Here is a 21,337-nt window from a genome sequence, read left to right on the forward strand (position 1 = left end):
TCGGTTATGGTCGCTCGGATAAACACGGTCGCATTTGAGGGCATCCGCGCGCGGCTGGTCGAAGTGCAATGCGCCTTGTCACCGGGCTTGCCCAGCTTCGCCATCGTCGGCTTGCCTGACAAAGCAGTGTCCGAAGCCCGGGAACGTGTGCGCGCCGCGTTGTCTGCGATGTCCATCGCCCTACCCCCGCGCAAAATCGTCATCAATCTGTCGCCTGCCGATATCCCGAAGGAAGGGTCGCATTTCGATCTTCCGATCGCCATGGCGCTGTTGGCAGAGGCAGGTATCTTGGCAAAAGAAGATATCGCTGACGTGGTCGCCTTGGGTGAGCTGGCACTGGACGGAACCCTGCTGCCGGTTGTTGGGGCGCTGCCCGCCGCCTTGGCCGCCGCCGAAGAAGACATGTCGATGTTCTGCCCAAAAGATTGCGGGTCAGAGGCGGCATGGATCGGGGCCACGAAGGTGCACGCCGCACCGTCGCTTGCTGCTGTATTGCAACATTTTTCCGGCCAAGCGCTGTTGCCCGTGGCCGAACCCGGTTGCATCACTGCCGACCCCACCGCGAAAGATCTGTTCGACGTGAAAGGCCAAGAACGTGCCAAACGCGCGTTAGAGATCGCCGCCGCCGGACGCCATCACCTTCTGCTGGTCGGCCCGCCCGGATCGGGCAAGTCGATGCTGGCCGCGCGCCTGCCCGGCATCCTTCCCCCCATGTCGCCATCAGAGGCGCTTGAGACCTCAATGATCCAATCGGTTTCCGGCCTTCTGGAAGGCGGGGGTATATCGCAAACGCGCGCCTATCGTGCCCCGCATCACACAGCGTCCATGGCCGCCATCGTGGGCGGCGGGCGCGGTGCAAAACCAGGCGAGATCAGCCTTGCCCATAACGGCGTGCTGTTCATGGATGAATTTCCCGAGTTCAGCCGCCAGGTTCTGGAAACCCTGCGCCAACCGCTGGAAACAGGCGATGTCACGGTCGCGCGTGCCAATGCGCATGTGCGTTATCCCAGTCGTTTCCTGCTGATCGCAGCGGCCAATCCCTGCAAATGCGGGCATCTGACCGATCCCAACCGGGCCTGCAGTCGCGCGCCAATATGTGGCGAGGATTACATGCAGCGCATTTCGGGACCGCTGCTTGATCGGTTCGACATGCGGGTCGAAGTGCCGCCCGTCACCTTTCAGGACCTTGATCTGCCAGCAAACGGAGAACCCTCGCAAATCGTCGCCCAGCGCGTCACCAATGCCCGCGCCATTCAGGCAGAACGCTATGCGGGGTTAGAGGACGTTGCCACCAACGCTGACATTGAAGGAAGAACGCTGACCGAATTTGCCAGCCCCGATCAGGACGGGCGCGAAGTTTTGATCAAGGCGTCGGAACGGTTTGGCCTGTCCGCGCGCGGCTATCACAGGGTCTTGCGGGTTGCGCGCACCATCGCCGATCTGGCCGAAGCGCCGGATGTGACGCGCAAACACGTGGCCGAAGCCCTTAGCTTTCGGATAGTGTCCCATCGCGAAACTGTCGGGTGATGAAGTCCGCCACCCGCTGCAGCGCCTCGCGCGCTTCGGGTATCCAGCCGTCCAGAATGACCCAGACATGCGGGGCATCAGGCCATTCGTCCAGCTCGACCTGCCCACCGGCGGCACGCAGAACCTCGGCCATGCGAAGGCTTTCATCGCGCAGAATTTCGGTCGACGAGAACTGAAAAAAGGCGGGTGGCGGTGACTTGAAATTGTGCAAGATCGGCGAAGCGGCGACATCATCAGCGGGGTGCGCGCCCAGATAACTGTCGACAACCAGATTGCGCTTCTCGGTCGGCAGCAGCGGGTCTTTCGTCTTATTTTTCTCAAACGAAGGCGAGGTAAACCGCAAATCCACGATCGGAGAGAACACAAAGACGGCGCGCGGCGCAGGTAGTCTGCCGTCAATACCGGCGAGCAGTGAAAAAGTCAGCCCGCCGCCTGCACTGTCGCCCCCGACGATGATGTTGTCTGGCGGGTAGCCTTGCGCCATCAACGCCTTGTAAGCCGTCACGCAATCATCGACCGCCGCGGGAAACGGATGTTCAGGTGCTTTGCGGTAATCTGGCGCACATATCCGAATGCCGGTCAGCCAGGACAGCCTTGCCAACATCTTGCGATGGGTCTGCGGTGACCCCGCAATAAAGCCGCCACCGTGAAGATACAAAATGACCTTGTCGCTTGGCGTTGGTCGCGAGGCTGGCCGCGCTTCAATCCACAATGCAGTGAGATGGTCGCCCAACGCCACCTTGCGATACCAAGCAAATGGCGGCGCGCGAAATATCCGGTCGGCGGCGCGCTCCAACTCACGGCGCGCGGGGACAGGATCGTCAAGATGACGCAGGCGCGTTTTGACAAACAACCGCGAGAAAAGCTTGGCCGCTGTCAGTTGCAGGCTCACACCCGGCGCGCCTCGATCGCTTGCCAGATTTTTTCGGCGATGTTTACGCCGTCAAAGCGTTCGAGTTCCTGAATGCCGGTTGGCGAGGTCACGTTGATCTCGGTCAGGTAGTCGCCAATCACGTCGATCCCGACAAATACTTGCCCCTTTTCACGCAAAAGCGGGCCGATGGCGGCGCAAATCTCCAAATCTCGTTCTGTCATGCCAACTTTTTCAGGTCGCCCGCCGACATGCATGTTGGATCGAGTTTCCCCTGCCGCAGGCACACGGTTGATCGCGCCGACAGGTTCGCCGTCAACCAATATGATCCGCTTATCGCCGTTCGCGACATCAGACAGGAATTTCTGCGCAATCAAAGGTTCGCGATTGATGCCCGCGAAAAGCTCGTGCAGCGATGCGAGGTTGCGATCATTGTCATCCAGACGGAACACACCCGCGCCACCATTGCCGTAAAGCGGCTTCAGGATGATATCACCGTGCTTGGCCTTGAAGGATTGAAGAGTATCAAAGTCGCGCGCGATCATTGTCGGGGGCGTGAGGTCAGGAAACTCTAACACCAGCAGCTTTTCGGGATAGTTCCGCACCCAGAATGGGTCGTTCACAACAAGCGTGCTCGGATGAACCATTTCCAAAATATGGGTTGTGGTGATGTAGCCCATGTCAAATGGCGGATCCTGACGCAGCCAGACAACGTCAAAGGTGCTTAGCTCAACATCAACTTGATCGCCCAACGAGAAGTGATTGCCCTTTTCACGGCGAACGGTCAGCGGCCAGCCACGCGCAAATACCCGCCCTTCGCGATAGCTGAGATGGTCTGGGGTGTAGTAAAACAGCGAATGCCCACGCGCCTGAGCCTCTTCCGCGATCCGAAAGGAACTGTCCCCATCGATATCAATATGATCGATCGGATCCATCTGAATGGCGACTTTCAACGGCATGGCACGCTCCTTTTTTGATATCCCTTACATGGGACAGGGCGCGCAAATGCGCAATGGGGTTCAATATGCCAATGCGTTCTCAATGATTTCGGTCGCGCCTTGAGCGTTGACCAATGCAACGTCAAACCGGCTGGGAGTCAGCTGGCCTTTGGGTTCGTTTTCCAGAAATTCACAGGCCGTCGCATGAATGCGCTGTAGCTGAGCCGGTGTGATCCGTTCAGCAGCGCGCAGAAAGTCACGGGATTTCTTCACCTCGATAAACACAACCGTGTCACCGTCGCGCGCGACCAAATCGACCTCGCCAAACGTGCCGCGCCATCTTTGCGCCACGACCTTTTGACCTCGGCGTTCATAGTCTGCGGCCACTGTGTTTTCGGCAGCTTGGCCCGACAGATAAGATGTAAGTCCGCTCATCCCTGCCGCCCAAGTTCAAGCGCAGCCTGATAGACCTTGCGGCGTGGAAGGCCCAGCGCTTGTGACACAGCGTTAACCGCATCCTTCATCGACATATCTGCCATGGCCTGCACCAACATACCTTCCATTGCGCCTTCGTCCTGCACCTCGCCCGGACGATCCAACACAAAGACAACTTCGCCTTTGATTGGCTTTTCGGCCAGTTGTTCCGCCAGTTCGGCAACCGTGCCGCGCTTCACCTCTTCAAATTTCTTCGTCAGCTCACGGCACACAGCCGCCTGACGCTCGCCTGCCCCAGAGGAACACAATTCAGCTAACAATTTCTGAATGCGCTTGGCGCTTTCAAAGAAAACGAGCGTTGCGGGCAATGGCAGAAGTTCTGCAAGCCATGTCGCGCGCGCGCCCTTGGCCGCTGGTGGAAAGCCCGCGAACAGGAATCGGTCGGTCGGCAGGCCGGACAGGCTAAGTGCTGCAAGCGTCGCAGACGCGCCCGGAAGGGCGGTCACATATTGTCCGCTTTCCGTCAAATCGCGCGCCAATGCGAAGCCCGGATCGGCAATCAGTGGGCTGCCGGCGTCGCTGGCATAGGCGACCGACTTTCCCTCGGCGATCAGCTTCCCGATACCGGCGCGCGCTGCCCCGCCTGAATGGTCATGGTAGGGAATCAGCCGCCGCCCATTCAGCGCGATACCGTGAATATCCATGAGTTTTCGCGTCGTACGCGTATCTTCCGCCGCGATCACATCCGCCGACGCCAACACATCCAGCGCGCGAAGTGTGATGTCACGGGCATTGCCGATGGGCGTCGCCACAAGATAAAGGCCCGGGTCAAGCTGGGTGTTCTGGGGTTTCACACTGGACCTGTCGTTTGTTGAGTCTATTATACGTCCGTCTACGACGGCAGTTTGATGCCGCGCCTGAAAAAGGATTTTTGTATGTTCTCTGTTTTCGCTCGTACCCGCAAGGCGCTGGGCAATCTTGCTGCCGCATTAGGTCTGACCGTGCTTGCTGCCTGTGGCGTTCAAGGCCCTCAGGGCGGCCAAAGCATCAACCCCGGCAAGCCTGTCCCTGTGGCCCTTTTGGTGCCCGGCGGGTCTGGGTCGGCCAATGACGCAAACCTTGCATCATCCTTGGAAAATGCAGCGCGCATGGCGATGGCAGAGCTGTCGGGGGTTGAGATCGATTTGCGCGTCTACAACACCGGCGGCAGTCCGAATCAAGCAGCCGCCATGGCGACCAAAGCGGTGAACGATGGTGCGAAAGTCATCCTTGGGCCGGTTTTCGCGCAAAGCGCCAACGCGGCCGGTGTCGCGGTCGCAAGACGGAACGTCAATGTTCTGAGCTTCTCGAACAACACCGGTATCGCGGGCGGCAACGTCTTCGTTCTAGGCAACACGTTTGAAAACACAGCCAACCGCCTAGTGCGCTATGCAGCGCGCAGCGGCAAAGGCCGCATCATGGTCCTGCACGGAAACGATCAGGCCGAGGTTCAGGGCAGCAACGCCATTCGCGCCGCAATCGCGAACTCTGGCGCGACGCTTGCTGGCACCGCATCATTCGAGCTGTCTCAGAACGGGATCGTCAACGCGATGCCTGCGATCAGCTCGAAGGTTAAAAGCTCAGGTGCGCAATCGGTGTTCTTCACGTCGGGAACGTCGGGCGCATTGCCCTTCCTTGCCGGATTGCTGCCTGAAAATGGCGTAAATCCTGCCTCGACCCAGTTTATCGGGCTGCAGCGCTGGGATATTCCGTCGAATGCGCTGGCGCTGCCCGGCATTCAAGGCGGGTGGTTTGCGCTGCCCGATCCGGGCCTGTCCAGCCGGTTTGCCAGCCGCTATCAGGCGCGCTATGGCGCCTCACCGCACCCGATTGCCGGCCTAGCCTATGACGGCATTGCCGCCATCGGTGCGCTGGCGAAATCGGGCCGTTCGAATGCCTTGACCACGACCGCCTTGACCCAGTCGCAAGGGTTCGTGGGCGTCAACGGCATCTTCCGCCTGCGCCCCAATGGCACCAACGAACGCGGCTTGGCAATTGCACAGGTTCGGAACAATCAGGTCGTTGTGATCGACCCTGCACCCAGAAGCTTCGGCGGTGCCGGGTTCTGAACCCAACCGGGCGGCATTCGACCCGGAACCTGACCTGATCTGCCCAGCGCGCGACATCTTTGACGGTGACGCGCTCTGGGATCAGCTTGCGCCCCTTTTTGACGACGCGAAAGATGCCGCAGCCATACGCAGCGCGACAGTTTCTGCATTGCGGGATGCAATGAAAGCCGGGCGCGACGCCATCGCGTCGGCATTGGCTGAACGACCGCTTGTCGCCTATCCGGCCATTGCAGCCTATGCTTACCTGACCGACGGGATCGTCACGTTCGTTCATCGTGTCGCTGTCGAACGGTTGCACAAACTGCCAAACCCCACTGCGTCCGAGCGCATCGCTCTGCTGGCCGTCGGTGGTTACGGTCGGGGCGAGATGGCGCCCCAATCCGATGTCGATCTGCTGTTTCTGACGCCCTACAAAATTACTCCCTGGGCCGAAAGCGTGATTGAAAGCATGCTGTATATGCTTTGGGACTTGCGGCTGAAAGTTGGTCATGCCTCGCGCACGATCGAAGATTGCCTGCGCCTTGGCCGCGAAGATTTCACCATCCGCACCGCATTGCTGGAACAGCGGCCCGTTTGCGGTGACGAAGAACTGGCGCAAGAGCTGGACGATCAACTGTGGTCTCAACTATTTGAATCCACCCTTGCCGAATTCATCGAAGCCAAGCTAGCCGAACGTGATGCCCGCCACGAAAAACAGGGTGATCAACGCTATATGGTCGAACCCAACGTGAAAGAAGGTAAAGGCGGGTTAAGGGATTTGCAGACCCTGTTCTGGGTCGCCAAATACCAACACCGGGTAAGTCGACACGAAGACCTCGTGTCCAAGGGCGTGTTCACGGAAGAGGAATACACGACGTTCCGCGAAGCCGAAGAATTCCTTTGGGCGGTGCGTTGTCAATTGCATCTTGCGACGAACCGGCCAACAGACCAGTTGACCTTCGATCTTCAGGTCGAAGTGGCCGACCGCCTTGGGTTCAAGGACACTGAAGGGCGGCGCGGGGTTGAGCATTTCATGCAGGCGTACTTCTTGCACGCCACGCAGGTCGGCGATCTGACACGTATCGTGCTCAGCGCGCTGGAGGCTGCGCAACTGAAGGAAGCCCCTGCCCTGATGCGCCTGTTCAAGCGGCGAAAACGGGTTAAGTCGGGTTATAAGGTCAAACACGGACGGCTTAGCGTGGCCAACGATGACGCCTTCCTGTCTGACAAGCTAAACCTGCTTCGGTTGTTCGAAGAAGGGCTGCGCACCGGTATGCTGATTCACCCGGACGCAATGCGTCTGGTGTCGGCCAATCTTGATCTGATCGACGACGAGATGCGCAACGATAAAGTGGCCAATCGCATCTTCCTTGGTCTGTTGCTGAAACACGGCAACCCAGAACGCGCATTGCGCCGGATGAACGAGTTGGGCGTGCTGGCCGCCTTCATCCCCGAATTCGAGCCCATCGTGGCGATGATGCAGTTCAACATGTATCATTCCTATACGGTTGACGAACACACGATACAGGTGATTTCAAACTTCGCGCAGATTGAACGTCACGAGTTGGGGGACGAACTGCCGATCTCGACCGAGATTATTAATCGTGGCGTAAATCGTAAGGTCTTGATGGTGGCAATGTTGCTGCATGATATCGGCAAGGGACGTCCGCAGGATCATTCGATCCTTGGGGCGCAGATCGCGCGCAAAGTGGCCCCCCGACTGGGTTTGAACGCGGAAGACTGCGCGACGGTCGAGTGGCTTGTGCGCTATCACCTTCTGATGTCGGACATGGCGCAGAAACGCGATATCGCCGATCCGCGCACCGTGCGCGATTTTGCCAAGGCCGTGAAAACCATGCGGCGGCTGGAACTTCTAACCGTGCTGACCGTCTGCGACATTCGCGGGGTTGGGCCCAACACGTGGAACAACTGGAAGGCCACGCTGATCCGCACGCTTTATAACCAGACGCGGCGCGCGATGGAAGACGGGATGGAGGATCTGAACCGCGCCGCCCGTGGCACCGAGGCCAAACGCGCCTTGCGTCAGGAATTGTCTGACTGGTCCGCAAAAGACCTGCGCGCCGAAACCTCACGCCACTATGACAGCTACTGGCAGGGCTTACATGTGACCGCCCACAAAGTCTTTGCCAATCTGCTGCGCGGCATCAAGGACGACGAAGTCCGCATCGACATTTACGCCGACGAAGAACGCGACGTGACGCGGGTGTATTTCGCGCTGGCCGATCATCCGGGTATCTTCTCGCGCATTGCGGGGTCGTTGACGGCAGTGCGCGCCAATATCGTGGATGCGCGGACCTATACCTCGAAGGACGGGTATGCGACCGCGTGTTTCTGGGTTCAGGACGCCGAAGGCCATCCGTTCGACGTGGACCGCAAGGAACGCATCGAAAAGATGCTTCATCGTTTGCTGAAAGGCGAGGTGGTTGCAACCGAAGCCAACGCCAACAGCGACAAGCTGAAAAAACGCGAACGGGTCTTCAAGGTGCCCACCCATATCACCTTCGACAATGATGGGTCCGAGATTTATACGATTATCGAGGTCGACACACGCGACCGCCCCGGATTGCTTCATGACCTGACACGAACCTTGGCGAATGCAAATATCTATATTGCCTCGGCGGTGATCGCCACATATGGCGAACAGGTGGTCGATTCATTTTATGTGAAAGACATGTTTGGTCTGAAAATTCAGGCCGAACACAAGAAAAGCCAACTCGAAAGCAAGCTGCGGCAAGCCATCGAACAAAGTGCCGAAAGGGCGAACGCATAATGGCCTCCAGACTGGCGCGTGGCTTCATGACCGTGGGCGGATGGACGATGGCCAGCCGTATCCTTGGCTTTGTGCGCGACATTATGATCGGCGCGTTTCTGGGGTCATCGGCTGTCGCCGAGGCGTTCTTGATCGCCTTTTCCCTGCCCAACATGTTCCGCCGCTTCTTTGCCGAGGGCACGTTGAACGTGGCCTTCGTGCCGATGTTTTCCAAGAAGCATGAGGGCGGCGAGGGGGCACTTGAGTTCGCACGTGACGCGTTTTCCGGGCTGGCGTTTATTCTTGTCATCTTTTCGATTGTTGCACAGATTTTCATGCCCGCACTGGTCTACGCGATGGCATCTGGCTTTGCGGATGACAGCCGGTTCGATCTGGCCGTCACCTATGGGCGCATCGCGTTTCCCTATATCCTATTCATCTCGCTGGCGGCCCTTCTGTCGGGGGTGCTGAACGCAACAGGCCGGTTTATGGCTGCCGCCGCTGCACCAGTGCTTTTGAACGTGATATTCATCTCGACGATGTTTATCGCCGATTTCTTCGGCTATAGCATCGGCGACGCGCTGGCCTGGACCGTGCCCGTGGCGGGGATTACGCAGGTTGCGCTGGTCTGGGTGGCAGCCAGCCGCGCGGGCTATCGCCTTATGCCGCGGATGCCGCATATGACGCCTGAGCTGAAGCGCCTTTTCATTATTGCAGCCCCGGCGGCCCTTGCCGGTGGGGTCACGCAAATCAACCTGCTCGTGGGTCGGCAAGTCGCCAGTTTCTTCGACGGAGCGGTGGCATGGCTGTATTATGCTGACCGTTTGTATCAACTGCCCTTGGGTGTCGTCGGCATTGCCATCGGCATCGTGCTGCTGCCTGAACTGTCGCGCAATCTACGATCCGGTGACAATCTGGCCGGGCGAAATGCCCTCAGCCGTGCGGGCGAACTGTCGCTGGCGCTGACCTTCCCGGCTGCAGTTGCCTTGATGGTGGTGTCGACTCAACTGATCGAGGTGCTGTTTCAGCGCGGTGCTTTCACCGCAGACGACACGGCTTACACAGCGCTGGCCACCGCGATCTACGGGGCTGGATTGCCTGCTTTTGTGCTGCAAAAAGTGCTCGCGTCGGTCTATTTTGCCCGTGAAAACACCCGCGCACCGTTTCGTTTCGCCATTGTCGGAATGATTGTAAACCTCGTGATTGCCGTCGGGCTAAGCTATTGGCTGGGCTTCATCGCCGCCGCGATCGGCACCACCGTCGCAGGCTGGACGATCACCGGACTGACATGGATCGGGGCAGCACGGATGGGCGACGACACACGGTTCGACGCCCGGTTCTGGAGGCGCTTCTGGCGGATGGCAGCCGCAAGTTGGGCGATGGGCGCGGTCCTGTGGATCATGGTGATCATACTGGGACCGATGTTCGGCATTGCAGGCTTGAAGATCATTGCCTTGGCCGTGCTGGTGGTTGGTGGAATCGTCGCCTATGGCCTGCTGGGCCAACTGTTCGGAGCGTTCCACCTATCGGAAATCAAAAGCACCTTTCGCCGGGGGTAAGCGCAGCTATCGCTTGCGGAGCCGCACCAGCACTTTCGACCAGCCGCCCGGACTGACCAGAAAGGACAGCCCGAAGCCTGCGGCAAAGCCTGCAATCTCGGACACCCATGTCAGCCCGGCGCCAAACAACAGGCCAAAGATCAACTGAAGCGCCATCAGGAATGCTATGATGCGAAAGGCGGACAGCTGGTTGCCCCCTGTCGCGGCAAGATTGGTCCACAACAGAAACGTGTAGGCACCGATTAGGCCGTAAACGGCGGGATAGCCGCCAAATAGCACCACAGGCGTGTCCCAAACCGCCCAATAGGCCAGCGCCCCGGCTATCGACGCCCCGAAAAACACCACCAGAAACGCGAAGGGCGCGAACACTTCACCCACCATCTTGCCAAGCGCCAACAAGAAAACGAGCACGAACAGAAGATGCGTGAAACTTAGATGCAGAAACGGATAGGTCACGAAGCGCGCCATATCCGGAAGGGGAAACCGCCCATTTTCGATCATCCATGCGAAAAGGGGTTCGCGAAAGCCCCACTCTTCGATCATCGAGATGCGCCAGCCAGCCGCTTTCGGCCCGCCGACCAACCCGGTGCTGCCGGCATAGAAGACAATCTCGATCCCCACTAAAAAGACCGCCAGCGCGATCACCACAGGTGGCAGGGGGTTCACAGGGTTTTCTTCGCGATAACTGCTCATATCGGGCTCTCCTTGGCCTCTTCTGTGCGGGCCTTTCTTGACGGCCCTTGTTCACATGGGTAAGCGACGAAGGATAAGAAATCCAGACGGAGTGAAAACATGACCAATCACACGCCGCGCGTCTTTTCGGGCGTCAAGCCTTCGGGTGGGCTGCAATTGGGCAACTACCTTGGTGCCATCAAGCGATTTGTGGACATGCAAGGGCAGGGTTTCGAGGCAATCTATTGCGTCGTCGATCTGCACGCCATCACCGTCTGGCAAGACCCGAAAGAGCTGAAAGATGCAACGCGCGAAGTAACAGCTGGCTATTTGGCGGCAGGTATCGACCCGACGAAATCGGTTTTGTTCAACCAAAGCCAGGTGCCAGCCCATACCGAGCTGGCATGGCTGTTCAACTGTGTCGCGCGCGTGGGCTGGATGAACCGCATGACGCAGTTCAAAGACAAGGCTGGCAAAAACGCGGAAAAGGTATCGCTTGGGCTTTATGCCTATCCGGCGCTAATGGCGGCAGATATTTTGCTGTATCACGCAACCCACGTTCCGGTGGGCGAGGATCAGAAACAGCACGTCGAGCTGACGCGCGATATCGCGGCCAAGTTCAACCACGACTACGGAGCGGAAGGTTTCTTCCCACTGCCCGAACCGATCATCGAAGGCCCAGCGACCCGCGTGATGAACCTGCGTGATGGGTCGAAGAAGATGTCGAAGTCGGGGGAAAGCGACATGGAGCGGGTCAACATGACCGATGACGCCGACACAATCGCCAAGAAGTTCAAGAAGGCGCGCACCGATCCAGACGCGCTGCCCGAGACGCTTGATGGGCTGAAAGGTCGACCCGAGGCCCGCAACCTCGTGGATATTTATGCAGGCCTGTCGGAAACCTCGCCCGAGGCGGTGATCGCGGAATATGCAGGCGCGGGTTGGGGCAAGTTTAAGCCGGCCTTGGCTGATCTCGCGGTCGAAAAGCTTGGCCCCATCTCGACCGAAATGGCGCGCTTGATGAATGACCGAGCGGAAATTGACCGCGTTCTGGCGCAGGGTGCCGAAAAGGCCGAGGCAATCGCACAGCCGATCCTTGATCAGACCTATGAAATCATGGGCTTTTTGCGCTCGCGCAGGGGGTAAAGGCACGCCGGGGCTATGCGCCGGACCTAAGTTGTTTTTGGTGAGAAAAAATAGGGCGCAGGGGAACTTGCGCCCCTTTTGTTTTGTCGGATTTGGCGATCAAGGCGTCGTCAGTTAGGCTTCCAGCCAAACAACTGGAGGAGCGCGCGCTATGAAACGGAAAGAATACACAGGTCAGGACATCACGGTGGGTTTCGACCTTGGCCGATGCATCCATTCGAGAAACTGTTTTTTGCAGCTTCCCGAAGTGTTTGATCCGTCAAACCGCCCTTGGGTGCAGCCCGACGCCGCCCCGGCCGAGGAGGTGGCCGCGATGATCCGCACCTGCCCGTCTGGCGCGCTAACCTTCCAGCGCACTGATGGAGGCAATGAGAAACCGCCAAAAATAAACCGGTTGGCTGTTTGGGAAAACGGGCCTCTGATTTTAGCGGGCGAGGTCTCTGTTGAAGGTGGTGATCCGCAAACGCGCGTCGCTCTGTGCCGCTGTGGACAGTCGAAGAACAAGCCCTATTGCGATTACAGCCATGTCGAGGCTGGGTTTGTTACGACAGGAGAGCCCTCCCCGAAAGCGCCAACTGAAGCCGATGAGCAAGGCGGCACTACGCAGGTTGATCGCGTACCGGATGGCCCATTGAAGATAGATGGAAACGTCGAGATCTGCACCGGCACCGGCAAGCGGATCACGAAGGTCGCAAAGGCGTTCATGTGCCGCTGTGGTGCATCCAAGAACAAACCCTTCTGTGACGGCAGCCACAAAGGTATTGGATTCAAGGATGCGCCGTCCTGATCTTGGCAGGCCTTGAATTGTAATAACATAACATTATCTGTGTCTCTATGACACACATGCCAACCATAAGACAGGAGGCTTTGCCTGAGGACATGCGCCTCCTGCTTCGGGACTATCCACGCGACGCGTGGCCGGATCACCCGAATTTCGCCGCGTCCATTCAGAACTGGATGGGGGCTCATATCATGTTCGGTCAACTGGCAGAATTGGTACGCGCAAACGCCGAAGGGTATCTGGACAAGCAGATCGCGCCCGAAGACCATGCAAGGCGCCTGTCGCAGTATGGCAACTTGTTGGTGCGAAACCTGCATGGGCACCACAATTGGGAAGACCGCAGCTTCTTTCCGGAATTGTCGTCTGCCGATGCGCGGTTCGACAGCGGGTTGGACACGCTGGAAACCGATCATGTGGTTCTGGACGACTTGCTGGATCAGTTCACCCGGAAAGCCAACCGGGTGGTGACGCTGACCCAACTCGACGAGGCGCAAGCCCGCGAAGAAGCCCACGCGGTGCGGGATATGACAGCGGTGCTTCAGGGATTTCTGTTGCGCCACCTCAGCGACGAAGAAGATTTGGTCGTGCCAATCTTGTTGCATCACAAAATGCGGGGCTAAAAATAGATGCCAGTGCTAAAAGGCTCTGGCATCACAGAAAGGAGGCTCGCGATGTTCACGAGAGAAACTGTGTCATTCCTGAAGGACTTGCAGGCCAGCAATTCGAAAGACTGGTTTGCGGCCAACAAAGCGCGCTATGTCACGCATGTGAAAGACGCAGCCACGCAATTCTGCGATGACCTCGCCCCGCGACTTGCGGCGCGGTATGACACCAAAGCCACCAGCAAAGTGTTTCGCATCCACCGGGACCTGCGATTTTCCAGGGACAAAACCCCCTATAACGCGCATGTTCACATCAGTTTCACTGATACGGCGACGGGGGCCGCGTGGATGTTTGGCCTGCAACCTGACACGCTAACCATTGGCTACGGGGTGTTTGCCTTTGATAAATCCAAATTGACGCAGTGGCGCGACCGCGTCGCTGGGCCAGATGGCGACAAGTTATCAATATTGTTGAACCCGGCAAACAATGGCGGGTTGCGGCTGTCAGAGCCCGAGTTGAAACGGGTGCCATCGCCCCACCCCACCGACCACGCCAATGCAGACTTGTTGCGCCGCAAAGGGCTTGCCCTTTGGCACGATGGGCTGCCATTGGACCGGGCTTTCGGCGTGGACGCGCCGGCAGCTATCGGTGATGCAATGCAGGTTTTCGATCCGGTGCGAAACTGGATGGTCCGCGTCTTACCAACCTAATACAAGGCGACCCCTAGTCGTGGATCGCCAGCTTGCGGCAAAGCAAGTTCAGGGTGGCTCGATCTGCGTCAGACCAATCCGCCTTTCGCGATTTAAACAATGTCGCCTGACTTTTGTGCACCGGGCCGCCTGACAGGATTTTCAAGTGGTTGGCGCGCAACGTCTCACCGGTCGAGGTGATGTCCGCCACCGCCTCGGCTGTTTCGTTTTTAACAGTGCCCTCGGTCGCGCCCTGACTGTCGACCAATTGATAATCTGCCACACCGTGATCGCGCAGGTGATCACGGATCAAGCGGTGATATTTGGTCGCGATGCGAAGGCGGAAACCGTGACGCGCCCGGAAGGCGGCGGCAACAGCGTCCAGATCATCCAGCGTGGTCACATCGACCCAACATTTTGGCACCGCGATGATCAGATCGGCATGGCCGAACCCCATCGGCGCGAGTTCCACAACTTTTTCTTGCCATGCGCCCAATTTCTCGCGCACAAGATCTGATCCGGTAACGCCCAGATGAATGCGCCCAGCGGCCAGTTCGCGCGGGATTTCGCCAGCGGATAAAAGCACCAACTCTATGCCGTCGATGCCGTCGACCGCGGCGGCATATTCCCGATCGGACCCGGTCCGCGCCAATTCAATGCCCGAGGCACCAAACCAGTCAAACGTCTTTTCCATCAACCGACCCTTCGAGGGCACACCCAGTTTCAAGGTCATTGCGCCGCCTCACCCGTCAGTTCTAGTGTCAGTTCGGGGCGGATAACGCCGCCAACAGCCGGAATGTCACGTCTTTCACCGTTCTGATTGCCCAGCACACGCGTCAGCGCGTCATAGCGCCCGCCAGTCGCAACAGGCGGTAGGTCGGGTCGGTTCTCGGCGTAGAAGCCAAAAACGAAGCCGTCGTAATACTCCATCGACGTGCGGCCATAGCTGCCTTCGAAATCCAGCGTACCCACATCGACCCCGTGTTTGGTCAAGGCCTCGGCGCGCATCTCTAAGCGATCGACGGCATCGGCGATGGCGGGCATGTCGACGGCAATGTCGCGCAGATGCTCCAACACATTCTCGGTGGTTTCGCGCAAGCCAAGCAGGTCATCAAGCAACTCGACCTCCTGCTGGGAAATCGGCGGCGCAGCGGCGTCTTCGTGCAGGGCATTGATCCGCTCAGCGATCTCGGCTGGTGATCTTAGACCGATATGAGTGATGCCCGCCGCCAATGGGGTCTTCATAGCCAACATCGCCTCGCGCCCTTCAGGCAAAGGCGCGCGCCCTGCGAACCGGTCAAGCAGCGCCCGGAACCGACGCGGGCGCCAAACGTGGCGCAGCAGGGCAGCCTTGCGCCGATCCGTCGTCGCCAGGCCGCGAACAGCCGCCAACAGCAAGCCCATATCGCCAGTGGCTGCGCGCAGGTTCAACGGTTCCAGAACCTCTTTTAGCAGCGCGAAAACTTCGGCGTCGGCCTCAATCGGTGCCGCGCGGTCAAAAACTTCATAGCCGACCTGAAAATATTCGGACGCCCTGTGCGTGGCTTCTTCCTGTGCGCGAAACACCTCGCCCATATAGGCATAGCGCGCGGGTTCGGCCCCGACTGCCATGTGCATCTGCACGACGGGAACCGTGAAGTCCGGGCGCATCATTGCTTCGCCGAAATCCGGGTCGTGGGTGACAAAGGCGCGTGCGCGGATGTCTTCGCCGTAAAGGTCCAGAAGGGTTTCAGCGGGCTGCAAAATATCGGCCTCGACAACGCACGCGCCGCGATCTTGGAAGAACTGCAAAAACCGCGCCGCTTCGGTGCGTATGCGCGCCTTGTCAGTCATCGGACGCATCGATGATTTCGCGCACTTTGGCGACCAAATCGGCGCGATCGCATTCAAACTGGCTGGGGCGTTCTTTCCATTCCTCTAGCGTCGCGCTTTCGGCAATTTTTGCACCAAGCACAAGATCTTTGATTTGCACTTTTCCTGCATCGAACTCTTCAGAACCGGCGATAATCGCCACAGGAGAGTCGCGCTTATCAGCATATTTCAACTGATTGCCGAAATTCTTCGGATTGCCCAAATAGATCTCGGCACGAATGCCAGCTTGGCGCAATTCGCCCACCATTGCCTGATAATCGGCAAGGCGCGATTTATCCATGACGGTCACGACGACGGGGCCAACAGCCTTGCCGCCCAAGCGACCCTTCGCATGTAGTGCCGCCAGCAATCGGTCGACTCCAATCGAGACGCCAGTGGCCGGAACAGCCTGCCCGGTGAAGCGCTTGACCAAGTCGTCATAGCGACCACCGCCTGCAACCGACCCGAACTGCCGCGGGCGTCCCTTTTCGTCGAGGATTTCGAAAGTTAGCTCAACCTCAAAGACCGGACCCGTGTAATAGCCAAGACCGCGCACGACCGAGGGGTCAATGACGATGCGGTCGGGGCCATAGCCCTGCGCGTGCAACAGGGTCGCGATCTCGTCCAGCTCGGCCACGCCCTGCGCGCCAATGGCACTGTCGCCCACGGAAGCGCGCAAGTTCTCAAGTGTCTGATCGGCGGTTTCCCCTTTCGACGTCAGGAACGCCAATACCGGTTCGACCTTTTCATCCGACAGCCCAACCCCATCAATATACGCGCCCGAAGCATCCAGACGGCCCTTGCCCAGAAGCTCGCGCACGCCGGCCTCGCCCACCTTGTCGAACTTGTCGATGGTGCGCAGAACTGCATCGCGGGTAGGGCCTTCGTCTACGCCCATCACCTCCAACACACCGTTTAAAACCTTCCGGTTATTCACCCGCACCACATAATCGCCGCGCGGAATGCCGACAGTTTCCAACGTATCTGCTAGCAACGCACAAATCTCGGCATCCGCTGCCATACTCGCGCTACCGACGGTATCCGCATCACATTGATAAAACTGCCGAAACCGCCCCAGTCCCGGCTTTTCATCGCGCCAAACCGGCCCCATCGCATAGCGACGATAGGGTGTCGGCAGATCGTTGCGATGCTGCGCATAAACACGCGCCAGGGGCGCGGTCAGATCATAGCGCAGCGCCAGCCAGCTTTCGTCTTCGTCCTGCCACGCAAAGACACCTTCATTTGGACGATCCACGTCGGGCAGGAATTTCCCCAGCGCCTCGACCGTTTCCACGGCAGAGCTTTCCAGCGCGTCAAAGCCATAGCGATGATACACCGTCGCAATCTGGTCGAGCATCCGTTTCCGCTCGTCCACCTCTGCGCCGAAATAATCGCGAAACCCCTTGGGCGTGATCGCTTGGGGGCGGGGCTGTTTTTTCTGCTTGGCCATGGCTGGTCCCGGTTCGTGTAAGTGTCGCGGGCGGTCTAGCGGATGGGCGCGTCAGGGGCAAGGAAAGCCTGCCGGACTTCACGATTTGCCCCAGCCGATAAAAACTGCTGGGTCTTGCCGACAAGCCACGCTATCACGCGGCCATGACACAAGAACGCCTGACCCAACTTGAAGAAACCATCGCCCACCTGACCCGTCAGGTTGAGGAGCTGAACGAGGTTGTCACCCGCCAAGATACCGAACTGTCAAAAATGACGCATCGCGTGCGGATGCTGATGGAGCGGGAAGCAGAGCGTGAGGCTGGCAACTCCGGTGGCGTTGTCTTGGGCGACGAACGTCCGCCGCATTACTGACCCCCGCTAGCTTCTTCTGGCCGTAAATATCCTGGGGTGAGCCGCAACGCCGCGAGGGGCAAAGCCCCTTAAACCTCCTCCACATCAATCACGCCATTCAACGACTTCAACGCGCCTTTGATCTGGGGGTTCAGCGGGAAGGGTTGGCCCAATGTCATCTCGACTTCCCCCGGCAGGGACGGGTCCATCAGACAGATAGACACTTCCCCGGGGCGAATATTTCGCGCTTTTTCAGCCGCATCTTTCAAAAGATTAGCAACCTGTGTCAGCGCGTCGGCTTGGTCCAGATACAGTTTCAGCGCCATACCCCCCGCATCGGCAATCACCGCATCCAAGGGGGCGACGGAACGGCCGCGCGGGTCGAATTGGCCTTCCTCGAACCGGCCTTCAAGCTGCATGACGACCTGCATGGTTTCGTCAAACACCTTGCGGCAGGCTTCGAAGTCGTCCGCAAACAGCAAAATCCCCGACACTTGTTCGGTCGGGTCGTCAATGTTCAGGCGAAAGAACTGGTTACCACGTGCTGACTTGCGCGCCTGCAATCCGCTGACGTTCACCGCCACTTTGCCCACAGCCGCACCGGTCCGTTCGGCTTTGTCACGCAGTTCTTTCAGCGTCATCACGCCCTTGCGTTTCAAGGCTGGCAAATAGTCATCAAGCGGATGGCCCGACAGATAGAAGCCAATGGCCTTATGCTCCTCTGCCAGCCGCTCGTTCGGCAACCAATCCCCAACCGGTGATAAGCGGGGCTCGGGCAGATCGTCGCCCGCCTCCCCGAACAAAGACACCTGATTGGACGCGCGTTGCTCATGGATCGCGGCCGAATAGCTGACCAATGCGTCCAGACTGTCAAAAACGCTGCGTCGGTTTGGGTCAAGCTGGTCGAACGCTCCGGCGCGGGCCAACATCTCCATCGGCCGTTTGCCGACGCGTTTCAGGTCGACGCGACGTGCGAAGTCGTAAAGTGTAGCGAAAGGCTTATCGACCCCGTCCACGCGACGCCCCTCGACGACAAGCTTCATCGCCTCGATGCCGACGTTCTTCAGTGCACCCAGCCCAAAGACAACACGGCCCTGATCCACGCTGAACATCTCAAGCGAACGGTTGACGCAGGGTGGCACGATCTCGATGTCCATGCCCCGGCGCACCTCGTGGGCATAGACGGACAACTTGTCGGTCAGGTGAATGTCGCAATTCATCACGCCGGCCATGAATTCAACAGGGTGGTTCGCTTTCAACCATGCGGTCTGATAGCTGACCACGGCATAGGCGGCCGCGTGGGATTTGTTGAAACCGTAATTGGCGAATTTTTCCAGCAGGTCAAAAACCTCGGACGCCTTTTTGGCGGGCACCCCGTTTTCCATGGCGCCCTTTTCAAACTTCGGGCGCTCCTTGGCCATTTCTTCGGCGATCTTCTTACCCATCGCGCGGCGCAAAAGGTCCGCGCCGCCAAGGGAATACCCCGCCATAACCTGCGCGATCTGCATCACCTGTTCCTGATAGACGATGATCCCCTGCGTTTCTTCAAGGATATGGTCGATCAGGGGGTGGACGCTTTCGATCTCGCGCAGTCCGTTCTTGACCTCGCAATAGGTCGGGATGTTTTCCATGGGGCCGGGGCGATACAGCGCCACCAGCGCCACAATATCCTCGATACAGGTGGGTTTCATGCGCCGAAGCGCGTCCATCATGCCGCTGGATTCCACCTGAAACACGGCGACTGTTTTTGCTGCCGCATAAAGCTTGTAGGTCGCTTCATCGTCCAGCGGGATTGTGTTGATCTCGTTCTCGGTGCCTTCGGGTGGGTCATACAGCGCCTCACCATTCGGACCCGTATGGATATCACGCCCCTGCCCCCGGATCAGGTCCACCGCGTTTTGAATGACCGTCAGCGTTTTCAAGCCAAGAAAGTCGAACTTAACCAACCCGGCTTGTTCAACCCATTTCATATTGAACTGGGTCGCGGGCATGTCGGATTTCGGATCTTGATACAGCGGCACCAGCGCATCCAATGGCCGGTCACCAATCACCACCCCCGCCGCGTGGGTCGAGGCGTTGCGAAGCAGCCCCTCAACCTGTTGCCCATAGGTCAGCAATCGCTCGACGACCTCTTCGGCGCGCGCTTCTTCGCGCAGGCGCGGTTCATCCGCCAGCGCCTTTTCGATCGACACAGGCTTCACGCCTTCGACCGGGATCAGCTTGGACAGGCGATCCACCTGCCCATATGGCATTTGCAGCACGCGACCCACATCGCGCACAGCGGCTTTGGACAAAAGCGCGCCGAAGGTGATGATCTGACCGACCTTGTCGCGGCCGTATTTCTCTTGCACATAGCGGATCACCTCTTCCCGGCGGTCCATGCAGAAGTCGATATCAAAGTCGGGCATCGAGACTCGTTCAGGGTTCAAAAACCGTTCGAACAGAAGCGAATAGCGTAGCGGGTCAAGGTCGGTGATCGTCAGCGCATAGGCCACAAGTGACCCGGCCCCAGAACCACGGCCCGGCCCCACAGGGATCTCGTGATCCTTCGCCCATTTGATAAAATCGGCAACGATCAGGAAGTAACCGGGGAACCCCATGCCTTCGATGATATCCAGTTCGAAATCGAGCCGCTTCTGATAGTCCTCGACCGACACGGCATGCGGGATCAGCGAAAGGCGTTCTTGCAGCCCGGCATTTGCCTGACGGCGCAGCTCGTTCACCTCATCATCCGCGAATTTCGGCAAGATGGGGTCGCGCCGATAGGCCATAAAGGCGCAGCGCCGCGCGATTTCGACGGTATTTTCTATCGCCTCGGGCAGATCGGCGAACAGCGTGATCATTTCCTCGGGGCTTTTGAAATAGTGTTGCGGGGTCAGGCGGCGGCGGCCTTCCTGCTGGTCGACATAGGCGCCTTCCTTGATGCAAATTAGCGCGTCATGGGCTTCATACAGTTTCTGTTTTGGGAAATAGGCATCATTAGTCGCAACCAAGGGAATGCCCATCCCATAGGCCATTTCAACAAAGCCCTGTTCAGTTGCACGCTCGGCTTCGGTCGGCTGCCCGCCTTCGCCCGGATGGCGTTGCAATTCGACATAGAGCCGGTCGCCGTAGCAGGTGTGCAATCGCTGCATCAGAGCCTCTGCCTTATGCCGCTGGCCTGCCTGCAGAAGCTGGCCAACCGGGCCTAGGGCACCACCTGTCAGGCAAATCAGCCCGTCGGAAAAGGTCTCAAGCTCGTGCAACTGGACTTGCGGAAGCTCACCACCTTTGTCGATATAAAGACAAGAATTGAGCTTCATCAGGTTTTCATACCCGTGCTCATTCTGCGCCAGCAGAACTAAAGGCGCGGGCGCGCGCGCCTTCTCGCCAGGGGCGGGGCTGTCAAACACCACGTCGACCTGACAGCCAATGATCGGTTGCACCCCTTCGCCCGCTGCCGTGACCGAAAACTCAAGCGCTGCGAACATGTTGTTCGTATCGGTCACCGCGACAGCAGGCATACCCGCAGCGGCACAAAGCCGCGGCAATTTCTTAACCGGAATTGCGCCTTCCAGCAGTGAATATTCTGTGTGAACGCGCAGGTGAATGAATCGCGGGTGTTTCTTCATAGGCTTAACCTAGAC

The 21,337-nt window shown here is 58.6% G+C and carries 18 protein-coding genes; 9 read left to right on the forward strand and 9 right to left on the reverse strand.

Annotation, left to right across the window (positions count from 1 at the left end):
• Positions 1 to 6 precede the first annotated feature (6 nt).
• The gene (locus MUY35_RS10250; RefSeq protein WP_248367485.1) at positions 7 to 1,527 is read left to right on the forward strand and encodes a YifB family Mg chelatase-like AAA ATPase; all 1,521 of its coding nucleotides are present in this window, start codon (positions 7 to 9) and stop codon (positions 1,525 to 1,527) included.
• Here MUY35_RS10250 and MUY35_RS10255 read toward each other — a convergent pair.
• The 4 genes from MUY35_RS10255 to rsmI are packed head-to-tail and all read right to left on the reverse strand — an operon-like array spanning position 1,487 to position 4,625.
• The gene (locus MUY35_RS10255) at positions 1,487 to 2,419 is read right to left on the reverse strand and encodes an alpha/beta hydrolase (protein ID WP_248367488.1); all 933 of its coding nucleotides are present in this window, start codon (positions 2,417 to 2,419) and stop codon (positions 1,487 to 1,489) included. The two genes, MUY35_RS10250 and MUY35_RS10255, sit on opposite strands and share 41 nt — an antisense overlap.
• Positions 2,416 to 3,357, reverse strand: a complete 942-nt coding sequence (gene gshB, locus MUY35_RS10260; protein WP_248367491.1) for a glutathione synthase — start codon at positions 3,355 to 3,357, stop codon at positions 2,416 to 2,418. Before gshB ends, MUY35_RS10255 begins: the two co-directional genes overlap by 4 nt.
• A 60-nt stretch (positions 3,358 to 3,417) precedes the next feature.
• The gene (locus MUY35_RS10265) at positions 3,418 to 3,771 is read right to left on the reverse strand and encodes a YraN family protein (RefSeq protein WP_248367494.1); all 354 of its coding nucleotides are present in this window, start codon (positions 3,769 to 3,771) and stop codon (positions 3,418 to 3,420) included.
• Complete coding sequence (gene rsmI / locus MUY35_RS10270; protein ID WP_248367514.1) at positions 3,768 to 4,625, reverse strand: 16S rRNA (cytidine(1402)-2'-O)-methyltransferase; 858 nt, start codon at positions 4,623 to 4,625, stop codon at positions 3,768 to 3,770. The genes MUY35_RS10265 and rsmI overlap by 4 nt, the downstream gene beginning before the upstream one ends.
• Before the next feature lie 81 nt (positions 4,626 to 4,706).
• Between rsmI and MUY35_RS10275 the strand changes: the two genes are divergently transcribed.
• The 3 genes from MUY35_RS10275 to murJ are packed head-to-tail and all read left to right on the forward strand — an operon-like array spanning position 4,707 to position 10,187.
• On the forward strand, positions 4,707 to 5,879 hold the full coding sequence (locus MUY35_RS10275; RefSeq protein WP_248367516.1) for a penicillin-binding protein activator: 1,173 nt from the start codon (positions 4,707 to 4,709) through the stop codon (positions 5,877 to 5,879).
• Positions 5,866 to 8,649, forward strand: a complete 2,784-nt coding sequence (locus MUY35_RS10280; protein WP_248367527.1) for a [protein-PII] uridylyltransferase — start codon at positions 5,866 to 5,868, stop codon at positions 8,647 to 8,649. Before MUY35_RS10275 ends, MUY35_RS10280 begins: the two co-directional genes overlap by 14 nt.
• Complete coding sequence (gene murJ / locus MUY35_RS10285) at positions 8,649 to 10,187, forward strand: murein biosynthesis integral membrane protein MurJ (protein ID WP_248367531.1); 1,539 nt, start codon at positions 8,649 to 8,651, stop codon at positions 10,185 to 10,187. The genes MUY35_RS10280 and murJ overlap by 1 nt, the downstream gene beginning before the upstream one ends.
• A 6-nt stretch (positions 10,188 to 10,193) precedes the next feature.
• Here the strand turns inward: murJ and MUY35_RS10290 are convergent, their stop codons facing one another.
• On the reverse strand, positions 10,194 to 10,880 hold the full coding sequence (locus MUY35_RS10290) for a rhomboid family intramembrane serine protease (RefSeq protein WP_248367534.1): 687 nt from the start codon (positions 10,878 to 10,880) through the stop codon (positions 10,194 to 10,196).
• Between the two features lie 99 nt (positions 10,881 to 10,979).
• Between MUY35_RS10290 and trpS the strand changes: the two genes are divergently transcribed.
• The 4 genes from trpS to MUY35_RS10310 all read left to right on the forward strand — a co-directional run bounded on the left by trpS (position 10,980) and on the right by MUY35_RS10310 (position 14,099).
• Positions 10,980 to 12,005 carry a tryptophan--tRNA ligase gene (gene trpS, locus MUY35_RS10295; RefSeq protein ID WP_248367537.1) on the forward strand — a complete coding sequence of 342 codons (1,026 nt, stop codon included), beginning with the start codon at positions 10,980 to 10,982 and terminating at the stop codon, positions 12,003 to 12,005.
• A 151-nt stretch (positions 12,006 to 12,156) separates the two neighbouring features.
• Positions 12,157 to 12,792, forward strand: coding sequence for a CDGSH iron-sulfur domain-containing protein (locus tag MUY35_RS10300; RefSeq protein WP_248367540.1), 636 nt, complete (start codon positions 12,157 to 12,159; stop codon positions 12,790 to 12,792).
• Positions 12,793 to 12,884: 92 nt separating this feature from the next.
• Positions 12,885 to 13,406, forward strand: coding sequence for a hemerythrin domain-containing protein (locus tag MUY35_RS10305; protein ID WP_248367546.1), 522 nt, complete (start codon positions 12,885 to 12,887; stop codon positions 13,404 to 13,406).
• Positions 13,407 to 13,457: 51 nt separating this feature from the next.
• Positions 13,458 to 14,099 carry a TIGR02453 family protein gene (locus MUY35_RS10310; protein ID WP_248367549.1) on the forward strand — a complete coding sequence of 214 codons (642 nt, stop codon included), beginning with the start codon at positions 13,458 to 13,460 and terminating at the stop codon, positions 14,097 to 14,099.
• Positions 14,100 to 14,112: 13 nt separating this feature from the next.
• Here MUY35_RS10310 and hisG read toward each other — a convergent pair whose 3' ends face one another.
• Genes hisG through hisS form a run of 3 tightly spaced genes read right to left on the reverse strand, consistent with a single transcriptional unit; the run spans position 14,113 to position 17,379 of the window.
• The gene (hisG, locus tag MUY35_RS10315) at positions 14,113 to 14,811 is read right to left on the reverse strand and encodes an ATP phosphoribosyltransferase (protein WP_248367552.1); all 699 of its coding nucleotides are present in this window, start codon (positions 14,809 to 14,811) and stop codon (positions 14,113 to 14,115) included.
• Positions 14,808 to 15,911, reverse strand: coding sequence for an ATP phosphoribosyltransferase regulatory subunit (locus tag MUY35_RS10320; RefSeq protein WP_248367554.1), 1,104 nt, complete (start codon positions 15,909 to 15,911; stop codon positions 14,808 to 14,810). Before MUY35_RS10320 ends, hisG begins: the two co-directional genes overlap by 4 nt.
• Positions 15,904 to 17,379, reverse strand: a complete 1,476-nt coding sequence (gene hisS, locus MUY35_RS10325; protein ID WP_248367556.1) for a histidine--tRNA ligase — start codon at positions 17,377 to 17,379, stop codon at positions 15,904 to 15,906. The genes MUY35_RS10320 and hisS overlap by 8 nt, the downstream gene beginning before the upstream one ends.
• A 158-nt stretch (positions 17,380 to 17,537) precedes the next feature.
• Here hisS and MUY35_RS10330 point away from each other — a divergent pair, with 158 nt between their 5' ends.
• Entirely contained in the window at positions 17,538 to 17,732 is a 195-nt protein-coding gene (locus MUY35_RS10330; RefSeq protein WP_248368203.1) for a SlyX family protein, read from the forward strand.
• Between the two features lie 68 nt (positions 17,733 to 17,800).
• Here MUY35_RS10330 and dnaE read toward each other — a convergent pair whose 3' ends face one another.
• Entirely contained in the window at positions 17,801 to 21,322 is a 3,522-nt protein-coding gene (gene dnaE, locus MUY35_RS10335) for a DNA polymerase III subunit alpha (RefSeq protein ID WP_248367558.1), read from the reverse strand.
• Positions 21,323 to 21,337: the final 15 nt, after the last annotated feature.

The sequence above is a fragment of the Aliiroseovarius sp. S1339 genome (assembly GCF_023195695.1).
GTDB lineage: Bacteria > Pseudomonadota > Alphaproteobacteria > Rhodobacterales > Rhodobacteraceae > Aliiroseovarius.